Origin of the sequence: Methanohalophilus levihalophilus, assembly GCF_017874375.1 — an archaeon.
GTDB lineage: Archaea > Halobacteriota > Methanosarcinia > Methanosarcinales > Methanosarcinaceae > Methanohalophilus > Methanohalophilus levihalophilus.
The window spans coordinates 35,056-61,958 of record NZ_JAGGLK010000002.1 but is presented as its reverse complement, the minus strand read 5'-3'; the positions used below and the strand labels follow the sequence as shown (position 1 = coordinate 61,958).

Sequence of the window (26,903 nt, the reverse complement as noted above, 5' to 3'; positions counted from 1 at the left end):
TTACCCCAACTCAGATTGCCACGACATGGGCTTTCAATATCTGATAGATCAGCGTTTTTCCTTAATACGATATAAAGGTTAAGCTATAATATTAAGGACAAATAATATTAATTCAGTTGGCACAAGTTAAAAGCAATCGTTCGCCTCTGCAAGGGCATCTCAAGCAAGGCTTAAAATGGTTAGTTTTCATAATAGGATGTGGCGGTAGTCGATGGCGGGGGTCAAAAAAGACTTTAATGAATATTTTGATGAGTACTCCAGTTCAACTGACGGTATTTCTGCCAGAGAAGCAAAAAAAAGACTTTCCGTTTACGGGCTTAATGAACTCGAAGAGAAACAAAAAATCACTCCCATTAAGGTTTTTTACCGCCAATTGGGCAATTTTATCATCTGGGTGCTGGCGGCTGCGGCTTTGATCTCCTATTACATAGATGAAGTCATCAATTTCTGGGTAATTAATTCAATTATCGTTTTTGTCCTGATCCTTGGATTCGTGCAGGAATATCGCGCGGAAAAAGCAATGGAATCCCTTCGAAACATCATGATGCCGACAACGCGTGTTGTCAGGGACGGGATTTTGACGGACGTGCAGACAAGAGAAGTTGTACCGGGTGACGTCCTTGATCTGGAAAACGGGGACAATATACCAGCTGATTCATGTATTTTTGAGCTTAACGGATTCAGGGTTGACGAATCTTCTCTTACAGGTGAAAGTGTTCCAGTTGAAAAAGATGTTAATGATCTTATTTTTGCCGGAACCCAGGCAGTGGGGGGAAAATGTAAGGCTGTTGTTATTTCAACTGGTATGAACACCGAGCTTGGAAAAATAGCGGGCTTGATACAGGAATCCGAGGAAGAGACACCATTACAGAAAAGCATTTCAAATCTTGCAAAGGTACTTGCAGCAATAGCCCTCTCAGCATCAACTTTTTCTTTTCTTCTGGGCGTGACAATCGGAGCACCCATCGGGGAAATGCTTGTTATAGCCCTTGCTCTGGCAGTTGCTTCTGTACCATCAGGTTTGCCCCTTATTATTACTATTACTCTTGCACATGGAATGCGCAAGATGGCGGAAAATAATGCCATAATAAGGAAAATGCTTGCAGTTGAATCGTTAGGGTCCACAAGTGTTATTTGCACTGATAAAACCGGAACCCTGACACAAAACGAAATGACTGTAGAGTGCCTCTTTGTTGATGGACAGATAGTTGAAGTTACGGGTTCGGGTTATGTGCCTGAAGGAACTTTTTTGGTAGATGGAAATGCTGCAGATTTGGAAAATTATCCAGATATACGGTTTCTGCTACAGATATCTGCATTGTGCAATAATTCGGGTCTGGTGGAAAGTAACGGTGCCTGGCAATCAGCCGGTGATCCTACGGAAGTTGCACTATTGACCGCTGCATTAAAGGCTGGTTTCTCAAAGGAAAAACTGGATCTGGATTTCGAAAGAATCGATGAGATAGTATTCACCTCAGAAAGAAAAATGATGACCACCATTCATCGTTCTAAAGGTTCTAAAATCGCATATACCAAGGGTGCATGTTCCATCGTTCTGGACAAATGCTCCCAAATTTTGGAAAACGGTGAATTAAGAACAATTAATTCAACTGACAAAAACAGGATTCTTTCTGAAAATGATCGCATGGCAAATGATGCGTATCGTGTGTTGGCGGTTGCTTTCAGGGATATTCATGGAAACAAAACAGGAGAAGAGATTGAAACCGATCTTGTTTTTGTGGGTCTTATGGCAATGATAGATCCGGTCCGTGCAGAAGTTCCAAAAGCCGTCTCGTTATGCAGGGAAGCAGGAATTAAAGTAATAATGATCACTGGAGACAATGGGAAAACTGCCAAAGCTATTGCATCAAGAGTTGGAATCAAAACAGATTATTCCCACGATCCAGCATTGTTAGAAGAGGGGATTGAAAAGATTGTTAGTGACGGAGTCATTACCGGTGAAGAACTGGAATATCTTGATGATTCTGAATTCCAGCAGGTTGTGGAGCATATTTCCGTCTATGCAAGGGTGATGCCAAAACAGAAACTGAGAATTGTAAAAGCTCTTAAAAACAAAGGGCATGTTGTAGCGATGACAGGTGATGGTGTTAATGATGCACCTGCCCTTAAAACCGCTGACATTGGGGTTTCAATGGGGAAAAAAGGAACGGATGTAGCCCGGGAATCCAGTGTTATGGTGCTTCAGGATGATGATTTCAGTACAATTGTTGAGGCAGTGAAACAGGGAAGAGCTATTTATGAGAACATTGAAAAATTTACTTCATATCTCGTATCCCGCAATTTCACAGAATTAATCCTGATCCTGTTGGGAATCTCCATCCTGGGATTCGATCTCGTTCCTCTCCTTGCTTTGCAAATTCTTTTCATCAACATGTTTGATGAAATAATGCCAGCAATAGCTTTAGGTCTCGATCCTGCAAAAGAAGATGTTATGAGACGTAAGCCGCGTCCCATAGGTGAAAAAATACTTGGTGGCAGCAGGCTTGCATTCGTAGTTATTGTGGCGATGTTTATGGGTTTATCGTGTTTTGGAGTGTATCTTCACGCAGATCCTTTCAATAATCTTATATATGCAAGGACAGTGACGTTTGCAGCAATTGTGAGCATGATCCTTTTTGTTCCCTTTGCATTCAGGTCTCTCAAAAATCCAATACTTAATACGGGTCTTAGAGACAATCCGTTGATGATTGTAGGAGTGGTAAGCGCTTTCTTGTTGACAATGGGGGTTATGTACATACCCTTCTTCGCATCAATTTTCGAATTGGTTCCCCTGGGTTTAGCTGGCTGGATTGTGCCGGTTTCAGTAGCCTTTGGGGTTCTTGTCGGGATAGAGGCTCTAAAAGTGATTATATTCAAAAAGGGTTACAGCATTAGCTAACGGAAGAATTATATTGTCAACAATCATATATATTTAATGAGGAGGTTTGAATGAACTACAGGTGTTCCGTATGCGAAGGGAGAATGAATCGCTGGATGTATCCCCCGATTAAACGTTATGATAAATTTGGCCGCAGTCTGGCTATTTATAAATGTGTAGAATGCGGCAACGAAGAAACCCATCCAGATATATAATCATTTTTTATGATTTTTAGAAGCTAGTGTAAACTTCTTCGTGTGGATGAATTACGAAACCTTCCTTTTCAATATCGTAAGGGTGTACTTTCTTACTGTGATCAGATCCTCTCATTTTGTAGATTTCTACACTCCGGGAGCGGACATTGTCACGTCTGTCGTAGTAAAGTGCGAAAGTACCATCAGTGACGAAATTCTCAACCCCGAATCTGGAGGGCTTTGATTCATCAATTATCTCACAGGTCATCATAGATGTTAACCCGATAATTTCCAGAGTGGTGCTAAGCTTGAGGAGCTCCACTCTTATCCTTGCAGGATCATGAAGGTAAAAGCTGATTGATGTTGTAGAATCCACTAATGCCCTTTTTGCATCAATTTCTTCCTGAGTTGCAATAATCTGGTCCATCATGGAGCGAGTATCAAAAGGTCTTACATCCACATATTTCTCCTGGGATGGAATTCCTATTTTTGTGGAACATGCATCAATAATGGCTAGTTTACCTTCATCTTCAAGGGCTTGAAGATCCCAGCCAAAGTTGAGCATGTTTTCCCTGATCTGCTCGGGACGTTCCTCTGTTGCAACAATAATTCCGTTTTCACCGTGATTTACAATACCGTTATAAATGAACTGGATAGAAAAGATGGTTTTTCCGGCACCGGATGTGCCTGAAACGAGGTATGTCCTATCCCGGATGAGGCCCCCTCCGCAAAGCTCGTCAAAACCAGGAATACCGGTTTTTACCCTGTTTGCGGCATCTTCCATTGATATTTCCTCTGAACCGTTAAACATTTTATAATCGCACTCCTCGTGATCGTATACAGTCTTATACTGCTTAATATATTGAAAGCATTAAATTTATTTCGTAGTGACCTTATGGAAAGACTTACATATAAATGTATTGAACTAAAAAACAAAATATCAATAGGGGATTAAGTGTTCTTGTTCCAAAGACAAAATGAGTATTAAATTTATTTCTTGAGGGAAATATGAACATCGACAATATGTGAAGATTTCATGGTAAATTAGCGTTGAACTATTTAATCAATGCAGAAAGTCTTCGGCATATGACGTTGCAAATGTCGATATTCACTATCAAAAAGAGCGATTTTTTGGCCATGAGACCACAAAAGATTTAAAAGGCAATTGTCTTATTACACAGTTGCTAACCAATATGACGGGATTAGAGGGTGATGAGTTGACTTTCGTCAATGGACGTATTGTCCTTTGATGAAGGATGATTGGACATCTATTGGTTATGTTCACTCTAATAATCGCTTATTACCTTGACCTACTATAAATTAGAACGGAGGAAAATAATGAAGAAATTACTGACATTCGCAGTAGCCGCTTTAATGGTTTTGGCAAGTGTTGGCGCAGTAAGCGCAACAGATTCTGTCGAAATCCGCGGTGAAGTTGTCGAAATTACTGCAGGTACCATGACCTGGGATGCAACTAATTTTGCCGGCTTCTGGCTTGACCTTGACACTGGTGATGCATCAGAAAACCTGACTGTAATATTTGACACAGATGGTGCAATTGATGGTAACAACCTTACCTACAATGCTACCATGATAACCGGCCAGACTACTGAGTTCGGATTCACAGCAAACACAACTACCACTGCAGATTATGAATTCGCTAAGATTGGATTCATGGCAGAGGAATATTTCGTAGTTGACGATGATGTTGCACAGCTTTCCAAGATTCTCATGGATGATGATGAGAGTTACACCCTGAGAACTGGTGAGACACTGGAACTCGGTGAGGGCTACGCAATCACTCCACAGCAGATTGATGTTGATGGTAACAAGGTATGGCTTGAGCTTACCAAAGATGGTGATTTCCTTGATGACAAGATTATCTCCACCGCTGATGCAACTCAGGCAAACAAGACTTGGTTCTACGAGCAGGATATTCTTGACTCTGAAGATATTGTTACTCTGATGGTACACGTTGATGAAGTGTTCCAGGGTCAGGTTGACAGTCTTTGTGTTGTCGAAGGTATCTTCCAGATTTCTGACGATGGTCTGATTATCGAAACAGACGATGAATACGGAGAGCTCGTTGTCGACTCCCTTACTGGTGGCGTCATTGAAATGTCCACAGACGAAGACAATGACCTTGATGTACCCGATGATGACACTCTCGAAATCATGGACGGAATCTTCTTCAAAGGTTCAGAAGGTCCTGACAGGTTCTATTTGATGCAGTTAATCACTGAGCCAGGTACCCATGAAATCCGCGGTGAAGTTGTCGAAATTACTGCAGGTACCATGACCTGGGATGCAACTAGTTTTGCCGGCTTCTGGCTTGACCTTGACACTGGTGATGCATCAGAAAACCTGACAGCTATATTTGACACAGATGGTGCTATTGATGGTAACAACCTTACCTACAATGCTACCATGATAACCGGCCAGACTACTGAGTTCGGATTCACAGCAAACACAACTACCACTGCAGATTATGAATTCGCTAAGATTGGATTCATGGCAGAGGAATATTTCGTAGTTGACGATGATGTTGCACAGCTTTCCAAGATTCTCATGGATGATGATGAGAGTTACACCCTGAGAACTGGTGAGACACTGGAACTCGGTGAGGGCTACGCAATCACTCCACAGCAGATTGATGTTGATGGTAACAAGGTATGGCTTGAGCTTACCAAAGATGGTGATTTCCTTGATGACAAGATTATCTCCACCGCTGATGCAACTCAGGCAAACAAGACTTGGTTCTACGAGCAGGATATTCTTGACTCTGAAGATATTGTTACTCTGATGGTACACGTTGATGAAGTGTTCCAGGGTCAGGTTGACAGTCTTTGTGTTGTCGAAGGTATCTTCCAGATTTCTGACGATGGTCTGATTATCGAAACAGACGATGAATACGGAGAGCTCGTTGTCGACTCCCTTACTGGTGGCGTCATTGAAATGTCCACAGACGAAGACAATGATATCGATGTACCAGATGACGATACACTCGAAATCATGGACGGAATCTTCTTCAAAGGTTCAGAAGGTCCTGACAGGTTCTACTTGATGCAGGAAGTAACCATCGAAGGCGACGAAGCTGACGAAGAAGACGACGAAGAAGACATGCCTGAAGAAGACATGCCTGAAGAAGACATGCCTGAAGACAACGTAACTGAGGACATGCCTGAAGAAGACATGCCTGAAGAAGACATGCCTGAAGAAGAAGAACCAGTTGACGAGCCAGATGCTGACACACCAGGCTTTGAAGCAGTTCTTGCAATCGGTGGACTTCTCGCAGTTGCATACCTCGTGAGGAGAAACTAAGCGTAACTTAATTAGAAGGGAATAATCCCTTCTAACTCTTTTCTTTTTTGGCTTGCTTTTCTGATTAAATTTAAATACGATTTTGAATACTTCCTTTCTTGAGGCAATTCCATGAAATCAAAAATTATTGCACTATTGTTATCGTTTACACTTGTGATGCTGGCAATATCCGGATGTACTGATCCGAATGCTGGTGAAGATGAAACTGGTGAGATGACCGTTTCGGACATGGTTGTACTTGAAGAAATTCCTGCAGGATTTGAATACCTTGGTGCAAGGGAACTTTCAGCAGACAAAGTCCTTGATGGTTGCTGCAATGAATCTCATTTCGTTGAAGCCCATCAGGGGATTTATGAAAGTGAAGAATTTGATGTGCTGATAACTGTGATTGAAGCTTCTTCAGAAAATGAAGCTGAAAACCTTGTAAACACTTACAAGGCGACTTTTCCACCTATGACAATGGGGAACAGGTTCATTGAACAATCAATAAATAATCACTTTGTAACTCGTATTGTCTGGTATGTAACAGAAAATGGAGCAGATGCGGAACGTTACGCCTACGTGTGGAACAGTGACAATTTTGTTTTCCACATAAGAGGGGCAACTTCAGATCCTTCCACGCTCAAAGAATTTGCAGAAGCTACCGGATACTGACCGAAGCTTCTCCCCATTCTTTTTTTAACCGATATGCTTTAATAGGAAAATGTACTTTCTAGATGCTACCTGCCCGGGTAGCCTAGTTGGTTGGGGCGCCAGACTCATAGGGTAATAACTGAATGGGTGCTCCCATGTCTCCTGAGACATCTGGAGGTCGCGTGTTCGAGTCACGCTCCGGGCATTTTCCTATTCCTTTTTCCATTTAAGGTATTCTTTGCACAATTATGAGCTTTGCCACTTTTTTGGGAAATGGACATATATACAAGTAAAAACATAGGAAAGGTGGCCTTACTGAGCGGTGGTTTCAGATAAAAGTGGGTTGTGCTATGTCCAGGACATCAATTGAAGACAGACGTTTCCAGTTAATAGATGCAGATTATTTCCGGCAGGATTCCGGTCCTGTAATCAGGCTTTTTGGGAGAACAGAAGAAGGGAAGAGTATCTGTTGTCATGTCCCCGGAATTGAACCTTATTTCTACGTTAATACTGAAAATGATCTGGAGCTTTTTTCACATGAATTGCAGGACAGTTTTTCCCAGGTGAAAAGAGTAGAAGTAGTGCAACGATTTGAACCGGTTGGCTACCAGAAAACGATGAAACCAATGCTCAAGGTGTTCACCCATGAGCCGGGAAATGTTCCTGAAATCAGGGATGATATTGCCAATATGAACGGTGTAAAGGCGGTTTATGAAGCGGATATTCTGTTCAGGACAAGATACCTTATCGATAATGATTTTCACGGAATGCGCTGGCTTCAGGGAAAGGGAAAGAAAATTAACTTATCAGGTTATGCATGTGATGAGATTCTGGAACTCTCGGAAGTGGAGGAAACCGACCGCAAGGCACCATCGGATCTAAGGTATTTTGCTTTTGACATCGAATGTCTCCCCGAAGATGGTAATATGCCGACTCCGGACAGATCTCCGGTCATCATGGTAAGCATGTCTTTTAATCCGGTTTTTAAGGGAAAAGAAACAATTGTTCTGATGGCAAAACCTGCGGATGGGATGGACGATGATGTGGAGGCATGTGCTGATGAGCCAACTCTTCTCAAACGTTTTTTTGAAATATTAAGGGAATATGATCCCGACATCGTTACCGGATACAACTGTAATGGATTTGATGTACCCTATATAGTTGACAGAGTGAAGGTTCTGAACAACAGTGGACACAACATCGACTCTGCAGTAGGCAGGGATCGCAGATATCTTTCCTATCGCAAAATCGGGACACAAACCATGGTTTCCATCCCAGGTCGTGTGGTTGTGGACGCATTGCCCATCATAAGACAGCAATTCAGCCTAAAACGCTACACATTGCGTAATGTTTCGCAGGAATTGCTCGGAAGGGAAAAACTGGATGTTTCTGCAGGTGAGATGGAAGAACACTGGAACGACGACGGGGAAAAGTTAAGGAAATTTGTGGATTATGCAAGACGTGATTCAGAGCTGGCACTCGAACTCGTTCTTGAATTGAAGCTTCTTGACAAATATATTGCATTGTCACAGGTTAGTGGTACCATTATACAGGATGTTGTCAGTGGCGGCCAGACCAATATGGTTGAGCAGTTGCTACTCACGGAATTCGGTAAACAGGGAAGGGTGATGTCTTCCAAGCCCGATGACAGGACTTCAGCGGATCGGCGCCGTTTGAATGAAAACCTGAAAGGTGGGGCTGTACTGGAACCCAAAAAAGGTCTCCATGAAAATGTCCTTGTTCTTGATTACAAGTCCCTTTATCCAACTATCATCATGGCGCACAATTTGTGCTATACTACTGTACTTGAGGATGGAGAATACAATGATGGGGATGTAATTTCTTCTCCCACAGGTGCACGCTTTGTAAAACCGAATATTTACAAGGGAATCGTACCTGCAGTTCTGGAAAATCTGCTGGATCAGAGAAGTGAGACTAAAAGGCAGATGAAAAAAGCCACGGATGATAATGAATACCGTGTGCTGGATGCTACCCAGCTTGCTCTGAAGATCTTACTTAACAGTTTTTACGGTTATTCAGGATATGCAAGGGCAAGGCTCTATAGTCTGGAAATGGCAGGTTCAGTTACTGCAATAGGCAGGGAAAATATTTCCAGAACTGAGAAAATCGTATGCGATAAAATAGGGACAGTAATTTTGAGGGATGGACAAGCTTTTCTGAAAGATGAAGTTTCAATCACTCCTACCGACAGACTTGTTGATCTATCCGTAGTTTATGGTGATACAGATAGTGTATTTGTCCATTGTATGTCTTCTGAAGGTAGGGAATTCACCGAAGAGGAATTCAGCCGGGAGGATTCCGAGCTTGTGGGTAAAAAAGTGGCAGCAATAGTGACTGATTCACTCCCTGATCCTATGGAGCTTGAGTTTGAAGCCCTTGCCAGACGTGTGCTCCTTGTTGCCAAGAAACGCTATGCACAATGGCTTTTTGAGCCCGCTCCACAAGGTTGGAAAGATAAAATCAAAGTAAAGGGACTTGAGACTGTCAGGAGGGATTGGTGTGAGCTTACTTCACATATGCTCAATCAGGTCTTGGAATATGTGCTTAAGGAAGGTGACATACAGAAAGCGGTGGAACACGTCCGGAAAACTGTTGACAGGGTTAGGAATGTTGATGTTCAGCATGATGCGGAAATCATGGACGAACTGGTTTTAACGAAAACATTTTCCAAGAGTCCTTCCAGTTACAAGAACAGGCAGCCACATCTTACTGTTGTTGAAAAGCTTGAGCGTCGCACGGGCATACGGCCCACAATTGGAGAAAGAATTCCTTTTGTAATTATTGCAGGAAAAGGTCTCTTTGTGGAGCGGGCTGAAGATCCTGAATACGTTAAAGAAAATAATATCCCACTGGATGTTGATTACTACATCCAGAAGCAGATGCTTCCTCCTGTGGAGCGTATTCTGGGAGTATTCGGAGTGGATATTGCAACCCTTGATCACGATTCAAAACAGAAAGGTCTCTTTGATTTTACAAATACTCCGGAAGCAAGTGACAATTTCATAACTAAAAACCATGAGCGTGAGGATAAATCCCAACCCGATGCATCCAGGAACCAGAGTTCCCTTTTTGACTTCTAATTAAATTCCCTCGATTGCTTCTACGGGATCAAGATTTGATGCTTTCCGTGCAGGATATATGCCTGCAAGAAGATTGATGACAAATGCAAATGATGTAGCGTAAACAAAGTTACGCAAATCAACTTTTAACGGCAAAGTTTCCAGACCAAAATAGAATTCCGATTCCGGCAAAACAATTTCGTATGATCCGATTAGAAGTATGGACAGGTATCCCAGAAGTATTCCTAGGATTAGGCCAACTCCCCCAAGGATAGAAGATTCGATAACAAATATCAAGGTAATACTTCTTTTTGAAGCTCCCATTGCCATTAGCATTCCAATTTCACTTTTCTTTTCCATGACAATGTTGATGAGTGCATTGGCAATACCGAAACCGGCTGTCATGTAAATCAGCAAATAGTATATCCATGTAACAGCAAGTTGTGTGTTGAGAAGCTCAAGCAATTCACTGTTGTTTTCAATCCAGCTTGTTGCTTCAAGACCAATCTCGTTTTCAATATTTTTTGCAACATCATCGGCGATATATGGATCAGACACTCGCACGGAAATTCCACTTACAACACCGTCTGCATCAGCTAGATCCTGAAGTAGGGGTAGTTTCGTATACGCCAGACTTTCATCCAGAGCAGTTCCTGTGTTGATTATACCAATAACCTGCAGAGATGCATCAATATATCCGGGAACAGTAATATCCACTCGATCTCCTGTGGAAGCTCCAAGTTTTGCTGCCAGATTGTCCCCCAGCACTACGCCGGAATTTGTTCTGGATAGCGCAAGAAAGCTCCCTTCGACCATGTCCTCTTCAAGATTCAGGACTTCGTTTTCAGCTTCCGGAATCACTCCATAAATATTCGCCCCGGCTGAATCATCCCTGTATGTAATGGCAACCTGTCCTGAAAGAAAAGGGGATGCTACAACCACTTTGGGAAAATCCTCTATGGTTTTTGTATAGTGATTGTATAAGTGGACAAAATCCTCGTCTTCTTCAGGAGAAATAGTAATGTGGGGAGAATTTTCAACGGTTTTGTCAATAAGATCTGCCTGAAACCCGGACATAAGTGACATCAGGACTACTATTACTGTTATTGCAAGTGCTACTGCAATAACCGAAAAGGCAGCATTTCTCCTTTTAGAGAAAATATGCCGCCTAGCTATCCTGAATTCATACATTAGTTTTCTCTTTTTCAGAGGTGTACGTATCTTGCAGCGTCGCCGAGATCTTCCTCTATTCTGAGCAGTTGGTTGTACTTAGCAGTTCTTTCTCCTCTTGCAGGAGCTCCGGTCTTGATAAGATCGGCGCCAAGCGCAACTGAAATGTCGGCAATGGTGTCGTCTTCGGTCTCTGCCGACCTGTGACTTACTACTACACTGTAACCACTTCGACTTGCAAGGTTTGCAGCATCGAAAGCCTCCGAAAGCGTTCCGATCTGGTTGACTTTCAGGAGAAGGGCATTTGCAGCTTCCATTTCGATTCCCTTTGCAAGACGTGAGACGTTGGTTACGAAAAGGTCATCTCCCACAATAATGGTGTCCCATGCCTCATTTGTGAGGTTAGCAAAATCCTCAAAAGATTCCTCATGGAAAGGATCCTCGATTGAAAGAATAGGATAGGTTTCAATAAGTTCGACATAGAAATCGGTAAGCTCTTCTGGCGTCAGGAGATTCCCGTCGATTGCATAGTTTTCACCATCAAAGAACTCTGATGCAGCAGCGTCAAGTCCGATGGTAATTTCCGACTCTGTGTAACCGGCTTCCTCAATTGCACTAACAAGTGCATCAAGTGCATCAGTTGTCTGATCAATAGGTGGTGCATAGCCGCCTTCATACCCAACATTTGTAGCGGAAGCGCCGTATTTATCTTCAAGAATTTTTCCCAGAGCCTGATATGTTTCGCTTCCCATACGAACCGCATTGGAGTAGGTATCTGCTTCTTTTGGCTGGATCATAAATTCCTGAATTGCAAGTTCATTGCCAGCATGCTTTCCACCATTGAGGACATTCATTGTGGGAACAGGGAGCGTAAATGCATTTGTTCCACCAAGATATCGGTATAAAGGCACATTCAGTGAATCAGCTGCTGCCCTCGCAACGGCCATGGATACTCCGAGAATTGCATTTGCTCCAAATGTCATCTTGTTTTCCGTACCATCAAGAGCTATCATCAAACCATCAATTTCTCGCTGGTTTCTGATGTCCATGCCCATCAGTTCGCTGGCAATGGTGGTATTGACATTATCAACAGCATCAAGAACACCTTTTCCGTTGTAACGATCATCTTCCTTGTCCCTTAATTCAAGGGCTTCGTTACTTCCGGTAGACGCACCGGATGGCACACTTGCTCTCCCAAAACCTGAGTTTGTGTACACATCTACTTCCACAGTCGGATTACCCCGAGAATCCAGGATTTCCCTGGCGTGGATTTTCTCGATCCTGAATCTGCTTTCCTCTCCGATGTAGCTCATGTTATTCACCCTATGGGATATATGAGAATGAATAGGATTTCTCTGTATAATATATTTCCCTTTAGCAAAGGAATCGGAAGCAAATACTATCAAAAGAACAATATAATAATAAATTATATAAAGCACAAAGTATAATGATTGGATTATGGCAAGTGCTTCAACCACCTTTACCTGCGGCAACACGGATGAAATTGCCTCACTTCTTCAGACATTAGGAATCTCGAGGATTGAATCACTTTCTATTGTTAGTTTACTTGACGGTGAACCTCGTACTTCACGGGAGATTGAAAAAGTGGCTGGCCTCCACCAACCTGAAGTGAGTGTAGCAATGCGTCCTTTGAATGAGTAGGGAATAATTGACAGCTGGGATGAGAAGAGTACGCGTGAGCGCGGCCGCCCGGCTAAATTTTATCGTCTTTCTGTCCCACTGAGGAAATACATAGAGTGCCATGAAAATAAACTAACAAATGATTTCCGTGAGAAAAAAAGGACAATAAAAAGACTAAAGGAAATGCAGTAACCTTGTGTCTTTTCTTATTTTCTAAAGCAAATTGGTGAGAATCCGCGCTCTTCATCATGGACACGTTCAGCTTCCAATCCATCAACTTCAAGAACCAGGATTTCAGTAACCATGAACGCTTCGTTCTTCTCTCGTATGCAGCCGGTATTGGTATTTCCGTCTCTTCCAAGAGCAGCATGAAGATGAATTCTTGGTTTCCCATTTTCTTTGAAAATATTTCCCACTCCGATTATTTCATGCGCGTCGCTAAATCGGAACCACATGGGAGTTGGAGGCATCTGGTTTTTCTCGGGCCCAACAACAACATTTCCTTCTGAAAGGGCACCCAGCATGAATATAAAAGCAGAAGTGATGCTTTCCGCATTGGCAAAAGTTTCGATTTCATCAAGTATGTTATCGCCATGATCCATTTTCAATACAAAAACCCGTCCAATATTTCCGCCTTGATAATCCATAATCCACCTCAGGAATCAACAATTTTTCCATCAACAATCCTTATTATACGATCTGTCTTTTTTGCCATATTTTCGTCATGTGTAACCAGAATAAACGTTTGGCCCATTTCCCGATTAAGTTTTCGGAGCAACTCATAGACCATATCGCTTGAATGACTATCCAGATTTCCTGTGGGTTCGTCCCCAATAATAATTCTGGGTCTGTTTGCCAGCGCCCTTGCCACTGCAACTCGCTGGTTCTGGCCACCAGAAAGCTGGTTTGGATAATGGTGGAGACGATCGCTAAGATTTACCTGGCCCAGGAGGGAGATAGCTTCTTTTTCAGCTTCATCTCTCCTTTTGCCTGCAATCAGAATGGGCATCATCACATTCTCAAGAGCAGTAAAATCAGGAAGCAGATGGTGGTACTGAAAAATAAATCCAAGGAGACGATTTCTCGCCTGTGACCTTTGCATTTCAGTCATCTGTGTGACGTCCTGGCCATCTATAACAACGGTTCCGCTGGTGGGGGTGTCCAGAATACCAATCATATGCAGCAACGTGCTTTTCCCGGATCCGGATGGTCCTACAATAGCGAGGAATTCCCCACTGGCAACATTCATGTCGAGGCCATCAAGTGCACGTACTTCTACACCGTCACTGTAGATCTTTGTAAGTCCGCGTATTGTTATTATCTGGTCAGTATCCATGTACTTTCAACTTTTAATAATGAGGTTCAAGTCCATCGATCTGTGAAAATGCACGGTCGAGTTCCTTCTCTTCAGCAACACGCTCTTTTTTAGCTTTTTCTTCCTGGATGGCATCCACAGCTATTGCATAAAGATTCTCAAGCTCTGCCGCGGATTCAAGGGTGAGTACGGCAAGTACACGTGGATGTTCTCCCTTGCGCACAACAATGCCCTTAAAGACATGGCCAACCGCAGAAGAGAGCTTTTCGACTTCCGCTGAAATTTCCTCGATGCTCAAAGAGGTCTTATCTCCCCGAATTATCACCATGGAACGACTGGCTTCGTTGTACACATCGGTATTAAACAGCAATCCTGATGGAGCAATGGCTTTCTGGATAACTGACTTTATGGGCATTTCGTGATCTGCTTCATAGTAACCAATTGTTGCAATGCCTGCCCCACCGCTCATTACGGTCTTGAAGTCACCAAGATCGGTAACCATCATCATTTCACTGTCCAGTGAATCAAGAAGGAACAATAATCTTCTTGCAATCATGGTGTTAATAGCGTCGTAAGCGGATTGTACATCCCCTCCAAGCTGTTTCAGGTACTGATTATCTGCAAGGATTATCCCGTCAACCCCGCTTTCCCTGATGTCACGGAGACAAAAAGCAGCGTTTTGGAGATAAAGGGTTCCTTCTTCACGGAATGGTAATACAACAACAGCATAGATAGGGAAATCATGCTCTTTTTTGAGCTCTTTTACCAATGAAGGGGTGAAAGAAGATCCTGTTCCGCCGGATGCTGATGTTACAACAAATCCAACGTCAAAACTACCTCTTTCATCGACATTGCGCATAATCTGGGCTTTGTTTTCCTCGAAAACTTTTTTCCCAACATTTCGGTTGGCTCCAACACCATGCAAGTGAGGAATATGGATACGATCTTTTGCTTTTGTGTATTTCATCTCTTTGAGATCATTGACAGCTGTGTTAATTGCAAGTGTTTGCACATTACTTTTGTAATTCTGTTTTGAGTAGAATTTTGCGAGTTTGCCGCTGCCACCAAATGCCTCTTTATTGACAGCATCCAGAATACGATTGCCACACTGGCCATTTCCGATGATGAGTATATTAAGCAAACCATTCCTCCAAATTTATTATCAGAAGCGATATTGACGGTGCCTGTATGCAACCCAGGCGCCGATTCCTATTATTACAAGAACAGGTATGACATAAACGTAGATAGGCAATTCGAGAATTGCGTCAAACCTGCCTTTATCAACAGTGATTGTACCGGATGTGAAATCGCCAGTTACTTCTTCATCCTCCAACCCGTTATCATAAAGGTATGAATAGTCTCCGGTAATTGTATAACTTCCGATACTTTCAGCTTTTGCGGTAAATGTAATCTCTTTTTCCTGCTGGACTCCAAAAGATTGTAGGTAGATGGTTGGGACTCCTGATATTACTTCGATTTCGGAATCTCCATCTTCATATTTCAGTCCGTCCGGAAGCAATAATTCGACAGAAACAGCATCTGCAGACCCTTCCCCGATATTCTCAATGTTGATTGTGAATTCAATGTTTTCATTTCTGGGAACAACATTTTGTCCTGCAGTAGCTGAAAATTGTAGTTCCGGGGTTTTCACAGCTTCTCCTTCAACTGTGACTGTTACAACATTAGATGATGCCTGTGGGAAATCCTGCCCGGCTTCATTTGAAAAAGTCGCAGTTGTTGGTTTAATAACATATTCTCCAGCGGCAGTAGCTTTAATCCGATATACGAAGATTTGCTGGGACTGTCCTACATCAAGGGTTAATTCCCCTGTCTGGCTTACAAATGTCTCCTCAATAATAAATTTCTCAGGCGGTATATCTGAAAAGCGTATTTCTGTGGCAGTGTCATCTCCCCGGTTTTCTACAGAAACCGTCACCGTGATTATGTCTCCGACACTAATAGTCTCACTGCTGATAGATTTGGTTATGTCCAGCTCAGGTGTACCGGAGAATTCAGCATCTTCGTGTCCGCCTTCTACAACACCGTCAACATAGACAACATCATCATCATCTATCGTAATTGCAATTTTTGCTTTGTTCAGAACCCCGGACGCTGTATTCAGTAATTTTACTTCCACATCTTCTCCGTCGACTTCAAATGTGAAAGTGTCATTAATATCCAGTCCCTTGTCCAGAACTTCTTCATCTTTTTCATAGACATAAAATGCAGCATATTCGGATGAAGGGAATACATCAGTAACATCAATAACGAAATTGTTGATCTGGTATCCGTCGCCTTCATTAATATAGTCCTCATAAAGAACTGTTTTTGCAGCAGCCATTCCGGTGAATGCTGTGAACAGTATCATCGTAAGAAGAAAAATCGTTGTAATCCGTTTTGGGCTGTACATAGTTCCCTCATCTAATCCTTCAAGGATTCCTTTTCGTTAGCCTATAGCCTAAATACAAGATTGGAATTTAATATAAAGCTTATGACATCACTCTTTTACTTCCAGGCTGATATCTATCCAGCGGGACTTGTGAATCAGGGATCCCATTGAAATAATATCGGCACCGGTATCAGCGAAAATGTTTAGGTTTGCAGGTGATATCCCACCTGATATCTCAATTATTACATGTTCACGTAATCCTTCAGCCTGAAGTGCTGAAATTGTGTCACTGATTTCTGAGGGCTCCATATTGTCAAGCATGATTATGTCAACATTCATTTTTGCAGCAATAAGGGCATCAGAAACAGATTCAACTTCCACTTCTATTTTCTGAGTAAAGCTGGCTCTTTTTTGTGCTTCAAGGATGGCATTTTCAAGCCCCATCATATTTCGGTGATTATCCTTGATCATAATAGAGTCTGAAAGATTGAAGCGGTGGGGGTCCCCTCCTCCTGCTATTACTGCAAGTTTTTCATATCTGCGAAGTCCGGGAGTTGTTTTCCTTGTAGCGGCAATCCTTGTTTTGGATTGTCTTGATACAAGATCCACACATTTGCGTGTGAGGGTTGCAATTCCACTCAAATGCCCAAGGAAGTTTAATGTGAGGCGTTCAGCTCTCAGTATGGATATGGCACTTCCTTCAAGTTCAAAAATGGTGTTTCCTGCAACCAGGAAGTCCCCGTCGTCAAAAAGCTGCTCATATTTAATTCCAAAATAATCCAGTATTTCTTTTGCAACCCCGGTTCCTGCGAGGATGCAGTTTTCCTTTGCAAAAATAACTGCCTTTTGGGTTTTGTCAGGCACAATTGTACAGGAAATGTCATTGTAACCAAGATCTTCTTCAATAAATTCTTCCAGATGCGACGTGAACATCATTTTACCACAGAAATGATTTATGTTTCAAGAGATTTATATGCTTTCAACAGAGAATCAATAAACAGTAGATTAATGCCAGAAATCCAGTAAAAGGCCAAAAAGGAAGTTGCTGATGATAAGGATTGGAGTAGTTGGTTGCGGTGCCATTGGTACCGAGATTTGCAAAGCAGTGGATACCTCAATTCCGGGAATGAAGCTTTATGCGATATATGACAAGCACGAAGATTCAGTAAAACAGGCATTAGCATCCCTTGTTAATTCTCATCCGAGGGTTTTAGATGTGCCGGAAATGGTCCTGGAGGTTGATCTGGTTGTAGAATGCGCATCACAAAAGGCAGTTCCCGAGGTTGTTCCCACAGCCCTGAAGGCAAAGTGCGACGTCCTTGTTGCAAGCATTGGCGCATTTGTGGATTCCGAACTTTTTGATGAAGTCCTGTCTATTGCAAAGGAAAACGGTTGTAATATCTATCTCCCATCAGGCGCTATATGTGGAATAGATGGACTCAGATCGGCGTCAATTGCAGGAATTGATTCAGTGTCAATAACTACCGAAAAAGCACCAAAAGGCCTTGAAGGAGCTCCTTACATTCTTGAAAATGATATTGATCTTGATTCCATCACAGATAAAACACTAATTTTTGAAGGAACGGCAGCAGAAGCTGTTAAGGCTTTCCCGGCAAACGTTAATGTTGCAGCAACGCTCAGTATCGCAGGGATAGGGTTTGAAAAGACACAGGTCAGGGTTATTGCCAATCCGGAGATTACCCGCAATATCCACGAGATAACAGTAAAGGGGGATTTCGGGTCTTTCACCAACCGTATTGAGAATGTACCGTCCCCGATAAATCCGAAGACAAGTTACCTGGCTCCTCTTTCCCTGATAGCCACATTGAAAAAGATATCAAACCCCCTGCAACTGGGAACCTGATTGGGGATATTTTGTTACTTTTCGGAAGGAGTTGACAGAGCAATGTATCCTTACCTACAACTAATGCGCATAGGCAATTGCGGGATGGGAGCATTTGCTTCTGCGATTGCTGTTTTTATTGCTTTTGGAATCCTCACTAATGGAGAAGCTAGCTTGTTTCCAGTTCTGGATTCATTACTTGTGATGGCGACAGTTGTGCTTGTAACAGGTGCAGGCAACACCATAAATGATTATTTTGATATTCATATTGACTCCATAAACCGGCCCAACAGGCCAATTCCTTCGGGAAATGTTTCTGCAAGAAGCGCTCTTAATTTTGCTATCTTGCTTTTTGCAGTCGGAATTTTCCTTGCCCTTTGGATTAACTACGTCTGTGCAGCAATTGCAATTTTCAACTCTTTCCTGCTGATTCTGTATGCAAGAAACCTGAAAGGTATGCCCTTGATAGGCAATTTTTCAGTTGGATATCTCACGGGCTCCACATTCCTTTTCGGAGGAGCGGTCTTTGGTATCCCGGGACTTAGCGCTCTGGCAATTTTGTTCCTTCTGGCTACATTTGCAACCATCTCCCGGGAAATTGTAAAGGACATAGAGGATATGGAGGGCGATCTTCGGGATGGCGCCAGGACACTTCCAATAGTCGCAGGAGAAAAAGCTTCAGTGATGCTGGCTTCATCGCTGGGGGTCATTGGAATTATTGCAAGCCCTTATCCATATATCACCGGTCTTCTCGGGGAAGGTTACCTGTACCTTGTAATTCTTGCAGATGCAGTTTTTGCTTTTGCAATTCTTACGATCCTTCGCGGGAACCCGGCAAAATCGTCAAAACTGTTTAAGTACGCCATGTTCCTGGCGCTATTTGCATTTGTAGCAGGTTCACTGTAAGTTACTTTTTGTTTCCTTATGACTGAGGTATTCTTTGAGCATCATGGGAAATGTATCTGCAGGTACAAAACGTACACCAAGCTGCTCAGCCCATTTCTGGATTCCGTAATCCTTGGCAACTACAGCTGCATCAAGTTCCTTGGCAAGAAGTAATACATCGATGTCGGGAGCACTGTCTAGAATACCATAACGCAATGCAGATCTGTACTTATTTCGGAATTTCCCGACTATGGAGCCAATGACTTCCCTTTCTATTTCGGTCTCGACCTGCTTTCGATTCTCGGCTTCAGATGTTAGGAACAGGCATTCGTAGGATGCTTCTCGGATTGCTTCCTCGGCGACGTTCATGCCCTTGTCAATCCTCTCCCTCATGTAGGCCACATACTCATGGAAAATGCGGGAAGGAATCTTGACTTCATACCTGTCAGGTGTTTTTTTCACAAGCCAGGTATCTATTTTGGCAAAAACTTCGCTATCACAATTGTTGTTTGATGCAAATTCCCGTAATTCGTTGTAAACGGAAGGAAAAGGTACATAGCAACTGATCTGAAGATCAAGTCTTGCCTGCGCTATCAATTCAAGAATCTCTTTCATACCGTCGCAGACATTGTCTGCCCCCACACTATCCCTTGCCTGCAGGTCCGTAAGTCCGGTAGTATCCAGCACAAATCTTTGTCTTAGCATTGAGTAACCCCTACACTTTTTATTTAGGGTACTTCAGCTAAAGTATTTTTGCATCATTCCATCTTCTTCGTTGGAAGAATCCTTTGAAGGTTTTACTTTTTTAATTGCTTCCAGAAAATGGCTTTCATGAATTTGTATTGAGCTGGCAGATGCACGTATTTCCTCACGGGACTTTCCCTGTTCAACGGTCTCTCGAATTGCAAGCATTGAAGCTTCCCTGCAAATTGCATCTATATCCGCGCCGCCATACCCTTCGGTCATCTCAGCAAGGCTTTTCAGGTCCACGTCTTCTGCAAGGGGTTTACCCTTCGAGTGTATCCGGAAAATTTGCTCCCTTCCAGCTTTGTCAGGAATGTTTATGTGAATAAGCCTGTCCAGTCTTCCGGGGCGTAATAGTGCCGGATCTACCCTGTCAGGGCGGTTTGTAGCTGCGATAATCACGATATCTTTCAAATCTTCAATACCATCAATTTCAGTTAGGATCTGGCTTACAACCCTTTCGCTGCCACCCGAATCGTCCGTATTTCCTCTTAAGGGTGCTATGGAATCGATTTCATCAAAAAAGATAATCGTAGGTGCAGCTTGCTTGGCTTTCCTGAATGTTTCACGGACTGCTTTTTCTGAGTCACCCACATAGCGACTTAAAAGTTCAGGTCCCTTAATGCTAATAATATTCACACCACTTTCACAGGCAGCAGCTTTTGCAAGAAGTGTTTTCCCGGTTCCGGGAGGACCAAAAAGCAAGATTCCCTTCGGAGGTCGTGTCGCAGTAGCTTCAAACAGCTCCGGGTATTGCAAGGGCCATTCTACAGCTTCCTTGAGTTCCTGTTTCTCAGCTTCAAGTCCGCCGATATCATCCCAGTGGACAGTAGCCATTTCAATGAATACTTCCCTGAGTGCGGATGGTTCCACATTTTTCAGGGCTTCATCAAAGTCCTCTTCAGCTACGATTAATTCGTCAAGCAGTTCCGGAGGAATTTCTTCATCAATAGCCATTTTTGGAAGAATGCGCCTCAGGGCATGCATTGCGGCTTCCTTGCAAAGAGAAGAGAGATCCGCTCCTACAAAACCGTAGGTAACATCCGCAATCCTCTCAAGATTAACGTTTTCAGCTAAAGGCATACCTCTTGTATGAACGTATAAAACCTGCAGCCTCCCTTCCCTATCAGGGATCCCTATTTCCATTTCCCTGTCAAAACGCCCTCCTCTGCGAAGTGCCGGATCGATTGAATTCGGACGGTTGGTGGCGGCAATTACAATTACTCTACCTCTTTCACGCAGACCGTCCAGAAGGGAGAGAAGCTGGGCAACTACTCTTTGTTCCACTTCCCCAAACACCTCATCTCTCTTTGGGGCAATGGAATCCACTTCGTCAATGAAAATTATTGAAGGAGCTTCCTTTTGAGCTTGTTCGAAAATTTCCCTGAGTTTTTGCTCGCTTTCGCCGTAATACTTTGAGACTATCTCAGGGCCGCTGATTGAAAAGAAACTTGCTTCGGTTTCACTGGCTACCGCTTTAGCAATCATGGTTTTCCCGGTGCCAGGGGGGCCGAAAAGAAGAACTCCTGCAGGGGGTTCGATTCCCAGTTTCTGGAAAAGCTCGGGATGCCTCAACGGAAGTTCAATCATCTCCCGCATAAGACTGATTTCACGCTTCAGCCCACCAATGTCCTCATATGAAATCTGCTCGGAAGAAGATCCTGCATCTTCAGGTTTTTCTTTCACCTCTATCTTTGTGCTTCGCCCGACAATAACCGGGCCGGTGGGCTGGGTAGAAGTAACCACAAAAGACATCGGGTTGTTGACAGCTGCAACCTTGATACGCTGTCCGCGATCCAGAGGCCTCCCCTCAAGAACACGATGCAAAAAACGAGAGTAATTTCCAAGATGAATAGGTTGTGTAGTGGTTAGCAGGATACGTTGGGCTTCACGGGGATTGGATTTTTTTATGGAGACATTGTCATCGATTCCGATTCCTGCATTCCCACGAATGTTTCCGTCAATTCTGATGATATCTTTACCGGAATCGTCAGGATAACCGGGCCAGACAATTGCATATGTATTTTTTTTACCCTTTATTTCGACAATGTCGCCGCTTACAGCTCCTATCTTCTGCATCAGCAACTTGTCGAGTCTCGCAATACCTCTCCCTGCATCACGATGTAAGGCTTCCGCAACACATACTTCAATTGTCTCGCTCATTGTACTCCCGCTAAGGGGATCCGGAATTACTTCTCCGAATCAGGACATCTTTGCCTTGAGTTCTTCCACAAGCTCTTTCTTAATTGTGGAGGTTCTGTCTCCACCGCAAACCATTCCCCTGACGCCAATAATGTCAGGATCGATCCGCTGGAGCATAGGTATGTCTTCAAATTTCAGACTGCCTGCAATAGCTGTTTCAAGTCCCACTTCACGTGCTTTGTTTACAAAATCTGTGAGCTCTTCCTCTGACATAAATTCAAAAGTTGAAGCACCATCTTTTACACCTGTATCCACCATCACAAGGTCAACCCCTGCACGAGCACCGACTGCAGGCAGCAGTTCCGGAGCAATTGAGTTAATTCTTTTGTAGTCGGAGTATGCACAGGCGACGACTTTTGGTGGTTTATCCATCATTGCGGCTGTTTTTGCAATTCCGGAAAGAACTTCAAAAGCCTGTTCTTCAGTCTGAATGTCATAAAGGCCGATTTTTACATAACTTGCTCCTGAGGTTGCAGCACCACAGGCAGCAAGGGCAGCGGTTCCCGGTTTAAAATTAAAGTCACCAAGGGTTGCACTGACAGGTTTTTTGGATTGGATTGCATCCTTGACTTCTTTAATGACCCAGGGGAAATTTGCGCCAAGAGATCCCTCTTTTGGGTTCTTGACATCGATAATGTCAGCACCGCCGTGTAAAGCAGCGATTGCTTCTTCAGTGTTGATGGGGCTTATGAGCAATTTCATGTACTTGCCTCTTTTTATATGATAAGATTAAGTAGTCCGTTTGAATATGTTTCGAATTGTCTTTGTATTAGACATATATAATGCTACCGTTGTCCATGCCCAAGGAGGCGAACGTCGAAATTACATGCCTGTGCATATCAACAGCAAGGTATGTGACACTTCCGGGGTTATGGATGTCGTCCGGACACTAAATCCTCAGGAGATCTACGTCGCTGATCTTAATGTTCTCCAGGGCGAAATGCAACCCGAAGCAAACAGGGAAGCAATAGAAAAAATCGCTTCAATGGCTCCCACAATGCTTGATACAGGCATTCGGGAACTTGAGGACATGGATCCGTGGAAAGACTTTGCAGGAAACTTAATACTGGGTACGGAGACATGTTCCATGGAAACAATAAGTCGGATTTGTGAAACATATCCGGGCAAATCCATTGTGAGCATTGACAGGAAGGGAGGAAAAGTGCTTTCCTCTTCTGACGATATCCCTGAAGACACGTTGGCAGTGCTGGAGGTTCTCAACACACTTGATTTGAAGGATATTGTTTATCTGGATCTGGATCGTGTTGGTACCGGGAAAGGTGTAGATGCACACCTGCTCGGAAAAATGAACTCCCTTTCAACCCATAATCTATTGTTGGGTGGGGGAGTGAAAAATATGGAAGATATAAGAATTCTGGATGATATCGGGCTTGCCGGGGCACTTGTTGCAACAGCAGTCCATAACGGGAATATTCCCTTAAACATAGTACAGGAAGGTATTTTTAATGGCAGATGAAAAGCTTGAAATCGACCCTGAAAATGCATTTACCGAAATTAAAATGGGAGGCGGCTGGTATCTCACCATCTCCATTGAGACAAGCGAGCGTTTTGAAAAGGAGTATGTTGAGATTGCCAAGGAACGTGCCGGGCAAAAAAGAGGCAGGTTCAACCTAAATCCCAAATATGTCAGGGAATTAGGTGAGGCTCTGGTAGAGTTTGCAGACAAGAACAAACTGAGTTCAGAATAATCCTGTAAGGGCTTCTGTGATCTGTTTTTTGACGTCTTCAACATCTTGCGAGGCGTCAATTACACAGAACCTTTCAGGCTGTTTTTCAGCCAAATCAAGGAAATTTCTCCTGACTTTATTCAGGAAATCTATTTTTTCAAATTTAGTCTGGACTTCACGGGTATTGCATCTGGATACGGCCACAGCAGGGTCAAGATCAAGCAGCAGCGTAAGATCAGGTTCAATTGTCCATCCCTGATGAAGCTTTTGAATCCACTCTGCCGGGTCATCCAGAACTCCCTGAAGCGTGACAGTCTGGTATGCTATCCTGCTGTCATAATACCTATCGGAGATTACATTTTTTCCTTCCAGTATTGATGGACGGATGACTCGTGCAATGTGATCAGCATGGTCTGCTGTAAAAAGAAGTAATTCAGCCATTGGATCGGTATCCGAGTTAATAGCACGTTCCACCGCCTCACCGGTCCAGTTAGTTGTTGGCTCCCGCGTGAAAACAGCTTTCCCGAAAACGGGATGATTTTTGAGGAAATCCAGTACGGTACTTTTGCCGGCTCCGTCAATCCCTTCCAGCGTAATGAGTTTTCCCTTCATCAATCATTTCCTCAGGTACGTTCGGTTTCTTCGCTTCCGCACTGGGGACAGATTATGGGAAAGAAGTTAGGGTCATCCTGAAAAACAAAGTCACAGACTGTACACCTGTAATATACCTTGGATTGATCAATTTCTTCCATAGAATATCTCCCTCTCTTGCCTATATGTGGGAAATAATATATTAAATAGTTCCATCCAAAACATTACCTATGGCAAGTATTGGTGTTATAATGAGGGGAAAATACGGGGAAAGACTTGTGGAGACTATTCGACAATACTCTTCGCTGGACATTGTTGTAACGGAAATTCCTTCAAACTTGCCGGACTTCATAGATGAGCCGGATGAATATTTTTCAACCCTGGAGATTGATCCGGAGGTATTCAATACTGATATTCTTATTACATACTCCCTTCACCCGGATCTCACGCCGGAGATTGTGCGTGAAGCCGCAAAACATGGTGTAAAATCCGTGATCGTACCCGGTGGCGTGCAAAAAGCCCCGTTATCGGAATTGAAACAAATTGCATCCGAGTACGGTATTCATGTTGAAGTGGATGAAATCTGCTGTACCATAGGAGAAAGCCCGGACAATCTGGCATTTACTTCAAGATTTGGAATTCCTGAATTTGAAGTATCAGTTTCAGACGGGAAAATCTCAGATGTAAAAGTTACTAAGGGAGCTCCCTGTGGAAGCACATGGCAGATGGCAAATAACATAATCGGGACTGCTGTGGAGGATGCTCCTGCAAAAGCAGGTTTGCTAATCCAGCAGTATCCCTGCAGGGCTGTGCGGGGTCAGGAAGGTGGCATCCACAAGTCTGCGGAAATCCACAAAAAAGCAATGGAAGATGCCCTTAAAAAATTGAAAAAGGACTAAATCACTTATTCTGGAGTTTAATCCTCTGGCCCAGTATACACTTGCCTCCGGTATGTCCTCCAAGAGGGTTGAACGTTGTCCCGAGGGAGTTCATGCAACGTGCCATTACGGCCGCTCCCCTTGCAAGACCATCATCGATAAATGCAACTCTTTCATCGATGTTGCCTGGAATAAGAGGATCAAGCTTTTCAAGGATCAAATTTGGTTTGTTTCCTGTAATTCCTGCTCTTCCCGTAACCCCAAAAGTCGTATCCGGGAAGACAAGTCCTTCGTCATTTGCAACTTTAACGAGCCTGTAAACGACATCAGACATCACTTCATCGATAACTGCGAAAAGGATTTTCAGTCCGTCCTGATTGTAAATTTCCCTGCCGATTTCTGACAGTTTATCCATATCGGAACCATTCCTCCCGACATCACAGCCTATCAAAACGACCCCAATTTCCTTTGCAGCCTTTGGGTTTACAGGGACACTGCCATATCTTTCAACATCTTCGGGAACCGGCTCGATTATTATGTAATCCTGTATCCGCTTTGCGTATTCCTTCACTTTGTTGCCTTTAAAGAGCATTGTAAGCTTTCCGGCAGGCTTTTCGTCAAAAACGTCAAGGGCAGTTCCCAGTTCGACATCCACAAGCCCGGTTCCCCGTATAATAGTGTCAGGAATGGCTCCTGCATAGCCGCAGAAGTTACCTATTGTACGGGCATAAGGCTGATCTTCGCTGATTATCCTGCCATCAAGGGTTGTCCCGAAATCCATTGAAGCGCAGGGGTTACGGAAGTCCACATCGACCCATTTGGACCCTTCCTTGATGCCGGCGGTTGCGAGTTCTCCTTCCATTTCGTTTGCAACAATTTCAACACCGCTTGAGCCGGTTGGGGGCAAAACACTTGCAACTGCTCCGTCAAAAATGACACTCTGGAGCTTGGTAAATTTCTGGAATTTAGGAGGCATGTTGTCAATAGACAGGGGTGGGGTCATGTTTTTAGGAGGCACTCCCGCAAGCAGGCAGCCATCTGCAAGAGCCTTGATAAACTCCCCTACCTCTTCGGGTTTATCAAAGCCGGCTACTACACCGGTGGAGCGGACTACAAAATGAATGTCATTTTTAATGTCGAGGTTGGCTTTTTTGACTGCTGCAAGCAAAGTGTCCCGAACAAGTTCGGCAACGGATTCCCTTGTAAGCTCGACTTTCGTGAGTGTTCTTCCGAAAACTGTCTCATTTGGTTTTGGTTTTCGGACATCACGAGTCATTTTAACCATTTTTACAACATGGTATGTTTTTCCCTCTTCAAGGTTTGTTGCAGTGAGAATGCACTTTGTAGTGGTATTTCCGACTTCAACAGATGCCACGATAAAGTATGGTTTCGACTTGAGATCAAGCAGCCTTACAGATGGAGTGTGTGCAATTCGGGGTTTATGTGACATG

The 26,903-nt window shown here is 43.4% G+C and carries 24 protein-coding genes and 1 tRNA gene; 11 read left to right on the top strand and 14 right to left on the bottom strand.

Annotation, left to right across the window (positions count from 1 at the left end; genetic code table 11):
* Nucleotides 1–211: 211 nt before the first annotated feature.
* Entirely contained in the window at nucleotides 212–2,899 is a 2,688-nt protein-coding gene (locus tag J2755_RS03940; protein ID WP_209680129.1) for a cation-translocating P-type ATPase, read from the top strand.
* Between the two features lie 210 nt (nucleotides 2,900–3,109).
* Here J2755_RS03940 and J2755_RS03935 read toward each other — a convergent pair whose 3' ends face one another.
* A complete protein-coding gene (locus J2755_RS03935; protein WP_209680126.1) occupies nucleotides 3,110–3,883 on the bottom strand; it encodes an ATPase domain-containing protein in 774 nt (257 codons plus the stop codon).
* Between the two features lie 527 nt (nucleotides 3,884–4,410).
* Here J2755_RS03935 and J2755_RS03930 point away from each other — a divergent pair.
* The 4 genes from J2755_RS03930 (at nucleotide 4,411) to J2755_RS03915 (ending at nucleotide 10,127) form a co-directional block, all read left to right on the top strand.
* Nucleotides 4,411–6,393 carry an S-layer protein domain-containing protein gene (locus J2755_RS03930; protein WP_209680122.1) on the top strand — a complete coding sequence of 661 codons (1,983 nt, stop codon included), beginning with the start codon at nucleotides 4,411–4,413 and terminating at the stop codon, nucleotides 6,391–6,393.
* A 111-nt stretch (nucleotides 6,394–6,504) separates the two neighbouring features.
* Nucleotides 6,505–7,047 carry a hypothetical protein gene (locus tag J2755_RS03925; protein ID WP_209680108.1) on the top strand — a complete coding sequence of 181 codons (543 nt, stop codon included), beginning with the start codon at nucleotides 6,505–6,507 and terminating at the stop codon, nucleotides 7,045–7,047.
* Nucleotides 7,048–7,118: 71 nt separating this feature from the next.
* Nucleotides 7,119–7,231 (top strand) — tRNA-Met (locus J2755_RS03920).
* Nucleotides 7,232–7,376: 145 nt separating this feature from the next.
* A complete protein-coding gene (locus J2755_RS03915; RefSeq protein WP_209680105.1) occupies nucleotides 7,377–10,127 on the top strand; it encodes a DNA-directed DNA polymerase in 2,751 nt (916 codons plus the stop codon).
* Here J2755_RS03915 and J2755_RS03910 read toward each other — a convergent pair whose 3' ends face one another.
* Nucleotides 10,128–11,297, bottom strand: a complete 1,170-nt coding sequence (locus J2755_RS03910) for an ABC transporter permease (protein WP_209680102.1) — start codon at nucleotides 11,295–11,297, stop codon at nucleotides 10,128–10,130.
* Nucleotides 11,298–11,311: 14 nt separating this feature from the next.
* Entirely contained in the window at nucleotides 11,312–12,589 is a 1,278-nt protein-coding gene (gene eno, locus J2755_RS03905) for a phosphopyruvate hydratase (protein ID WP_209680099.1), read from the bottom strand.
* 145 nt (nucleotides 12,590–12,734) lie between these two features.
* Between eno and J2755_RS03900 the strand changes: the two genes are divergently transcribed.
* Nucleotides 12,735–12,938: a hypothetical protein gene (locus J2755_RS03900; RefSeq protein WP_209680096.1), complete on the top strand. Its 204-nt coding sequence runs from the start codon at nucleotides 12,735–12,737 to the stop codon at nucleotides 12,936–12,938.
* Between the two features lie 185 nt (nucleotides 12,939–13,123).
* Here the strand turns inward: J2755_RS03900 and J2755_RS03895 are convergent, their stop codons facing one another.
* From J2755_RS03895 to nadC, 5 genes are all read right to left on the bottom strand, one after another.
* The gene (locus J2755_RS03895) at nucleotides 13,124–13,564 is read right to left on the bottom strand and encodes a PPC domain-containing DNA-binding protein (RefSeq protein ID WP_209680093.1); all 441 of its coding nucleotides are present in this window, start codon (nucleotides 13,562–13,564) and stop codon (nucleotides 13,124–13,126) included.
* Nucleotides 13,565–13,572: 8 nt separating this feature from the next.
* The gene (locus J2755_RS03890) at nucleotides 13,573–14,253 is read right to left on the bottom strand and encodes an ABC transporter ATP-binding protein (protein WP_209680091.1); all 681 of its coding nucleotides are present in this window, start codon (nucleotides 14,251–14,253) and stop codon (nucleotides 13,573–13,575) included.
* A gap of 13 nt (nucleotides 14,254–14,266) precedes the next feature.
* A complete protein-coding gene (locus tag J2755_RS03885; RefSeq protein WP_209680088.1) occupies nucleotides 14,267–15,373 on the bottom strand; it encodes a cell division protein FtsZ in 1,107 nt (368 codons plus the stop codon).
* Between the two features lie 21 nt (nucleotides 15,374–15,394).
* Nucleotides 15,395–16,642 (bottom strand): BatD family protein, encoded by a 1,248-nt coding sequence (locus tag J2755_RS03880; RefSeq protein WP_209680083.1) that lies wholly within the window; start codon nucleotides 16,640–16,642, stop codon nucleotides 15,395–15,397.
* A gap of 87 nt (nucleotides 16,643–16,729) precedes the next feature.
* Nucleotides 16,730–17,554 (bottom strand): carboxylating nicotinate-nucleotide diphosphorylase, encoded by an 825-nt coding sequence (nadC, locus tag J2755_RS03875; RefSeq protein WP_209681382.1) that lies wholly within the window; start codon nucleotides 17,552–17,554, stop codon nucleotides 16,730–16,732.
* A gap of 115 nt (nucleotides 17,555–17,669) precedes the next feature.
* Here nadC and J2755_RS03870 point away from each other — a divergent pair, with 115 nt between their 5' ends.
* Nucleotides 17,670–18,485 (top strand): aspartate dehydrogenase, encoded by an 816-nt coding sequence (locus tag J2755_RS03870; protein ID WP_209680080.1) that lies wholly within the window; start codon nucleotides 17,670–17,672, stop codon nucleotides 18,483–18,485.
* Between the two features lie 42 nt (nucleotides 18,486–18,527).
* Complete coding sequence (locus J2755_RS03865) at nucleotides 18,528–19,370, top strand: geranylgeranylglycerol-phosphate geranylgeranyltransferase (protein ID WP_209680077.1); 843 nt, start codon at nucleotides 18,528–18,530, stop codon at nucleotides 19,368–19,370.
* Here the strand turns inward: J2755_RS03865 and J2755_RS03860 are convergent.
* The 3 genes from J2755_RS03860 to J2755_RS03850 are packed head-to-tail and all read right to left on the bottom strand — an operon-like array spanning nucleotide 19,362 to nucleotide 22,997.
* Nucleotides 19,362–20,054: an RNA ligase partner protein gene (locus J2755_RS03860; RefSeq protein WP_209680074.1), complete on the bottom strand. Its 693-nt coding sequence runs from the start codon at nucleotides 20,052–20,054 to the stop codon at nucleotides 19,362–19,364. The two genes, J2755_RS03865 and J2755_RS03860, sit on opposite strands and share 9 nt — an antisense overlap.
* Nucleotides 20,055–20,087: 33 nt before the next feature.
* Nucleotides 20,088–22,256, bottom strand: coding sequence for a CDC48 family AAA ATPase (locus J2755_RS03855; RefSeq protein ID WP_209680071.1), 2,169 nt, complete (start codon nucleotides 22,254–22,256; stop codon nucleotides 20,088–20,090).
* Between the two features lie 39 nt (nucleotides 22,257–22,295).
* Nucleotides 22,296–22,997 carry a (5-formylfuran-3-yl)methyl phosphate synthase gene (locus J2755_RS03850; protein WP_209680068.1) on the bottom strand — a complete coding sequence of 234 codons (702 nt, stop codon included), beginning with the start codon at nucleotides 22,995–22,997 and terminating at the stop codon, nucleotides 22,296–22,298.
* A 46-nt stretch (nucleotides 22,998–23,043) separates the two neighbouring features.
* Between J2755_RS03850 and J2755_RS03845 the strand changes: the two genes are divergently transcribed.
* Nucleotides 23,044–23,772 carry a HisA/HisF-related TIM barrel protein gene (locus J2755_RS03845; RefSeq protein WP_209680065.1) on the top strand — a complete coding sequence of 243 codons (729 nt, stop codon included), beginning with the start codon at nucleotides 23,044–23,046 and terminating at the stop codon, nucleotides 23,770–23,772.
* On the top strand, nucleotides 23,762–24,004 hold the full coding sequence (locus J2755_RS03840; RefSeq protein WP_209680063.1) for a hypothetical protein: 243 nt from the start codon (nucleotides 23,762–23,764) through the stop codon (nucleotides 24,002–24,004). Before J2755_RS03845 ends, J2755_RS03840 begins: the two co-directional genes overlap by 11 nt.
* Here J2755_RS03840 and tmk read toward each other — a convergent pair.
* Entirely contained in the window at nucleotides 23,996–24,595 is a 600-nt protein-coding gene (gene tmk / locus J2755_RS03835) for a dTMP kinase (protein ID WP_209680060.1), read from the bottom strand. The two genes, J2755_RS03840 and tmk, sit on opposite strands and share 9 nt — an antisense overlap.
* 11 nt (nucleotides 24,596–24,606) lie before the next feature.
* Nucleotides 24,607–24,735, bottom strand: a complete 129-nt coding sequence (locus tag J2755_RS11435; RefSeq protein WP_280954373.1) for a hypothetical protein — start codon at nucleotides 24,733–24,735, stop codon at nucleotides 24,607–24,609.
* 69 nt (nucleotides 24,736–24,804) lie between these two features.
* On the opposite strand from J2755_RS11435, the gene J2755_RS03830 reads away from it, so the two are divergent.
* A complete protein-coding gene (locus tag J2755_RS03830; protein WP_209680056.1) occupies nucleotides 24,805–25,473 on the top strand; it encodes a DUF166 domain-containing protein in 669 nt (222 codons plus the stop codon).
* Between the two features lies 1 nt (nucleotide 25,474).
* Here J2755_RS03830 and J2755_RS03825 read toward each other — a convergent pair whose 3' ends face one another.
* Nucleotides 25,475–26,902 (bottom strand): methanogenesis marker 14 protein, encoded by a 1,428-nt coding sequence (locus J2755_RS03825; RefSeq protein WP_209680052.1) that lies wholly within the window; start codon nucleotides 26,900–26,902, stop codon nucleotides 25,475–25,477.
* Between the last annotated feature and the right edge of the window lies 1 nt (nucleotide 26,903).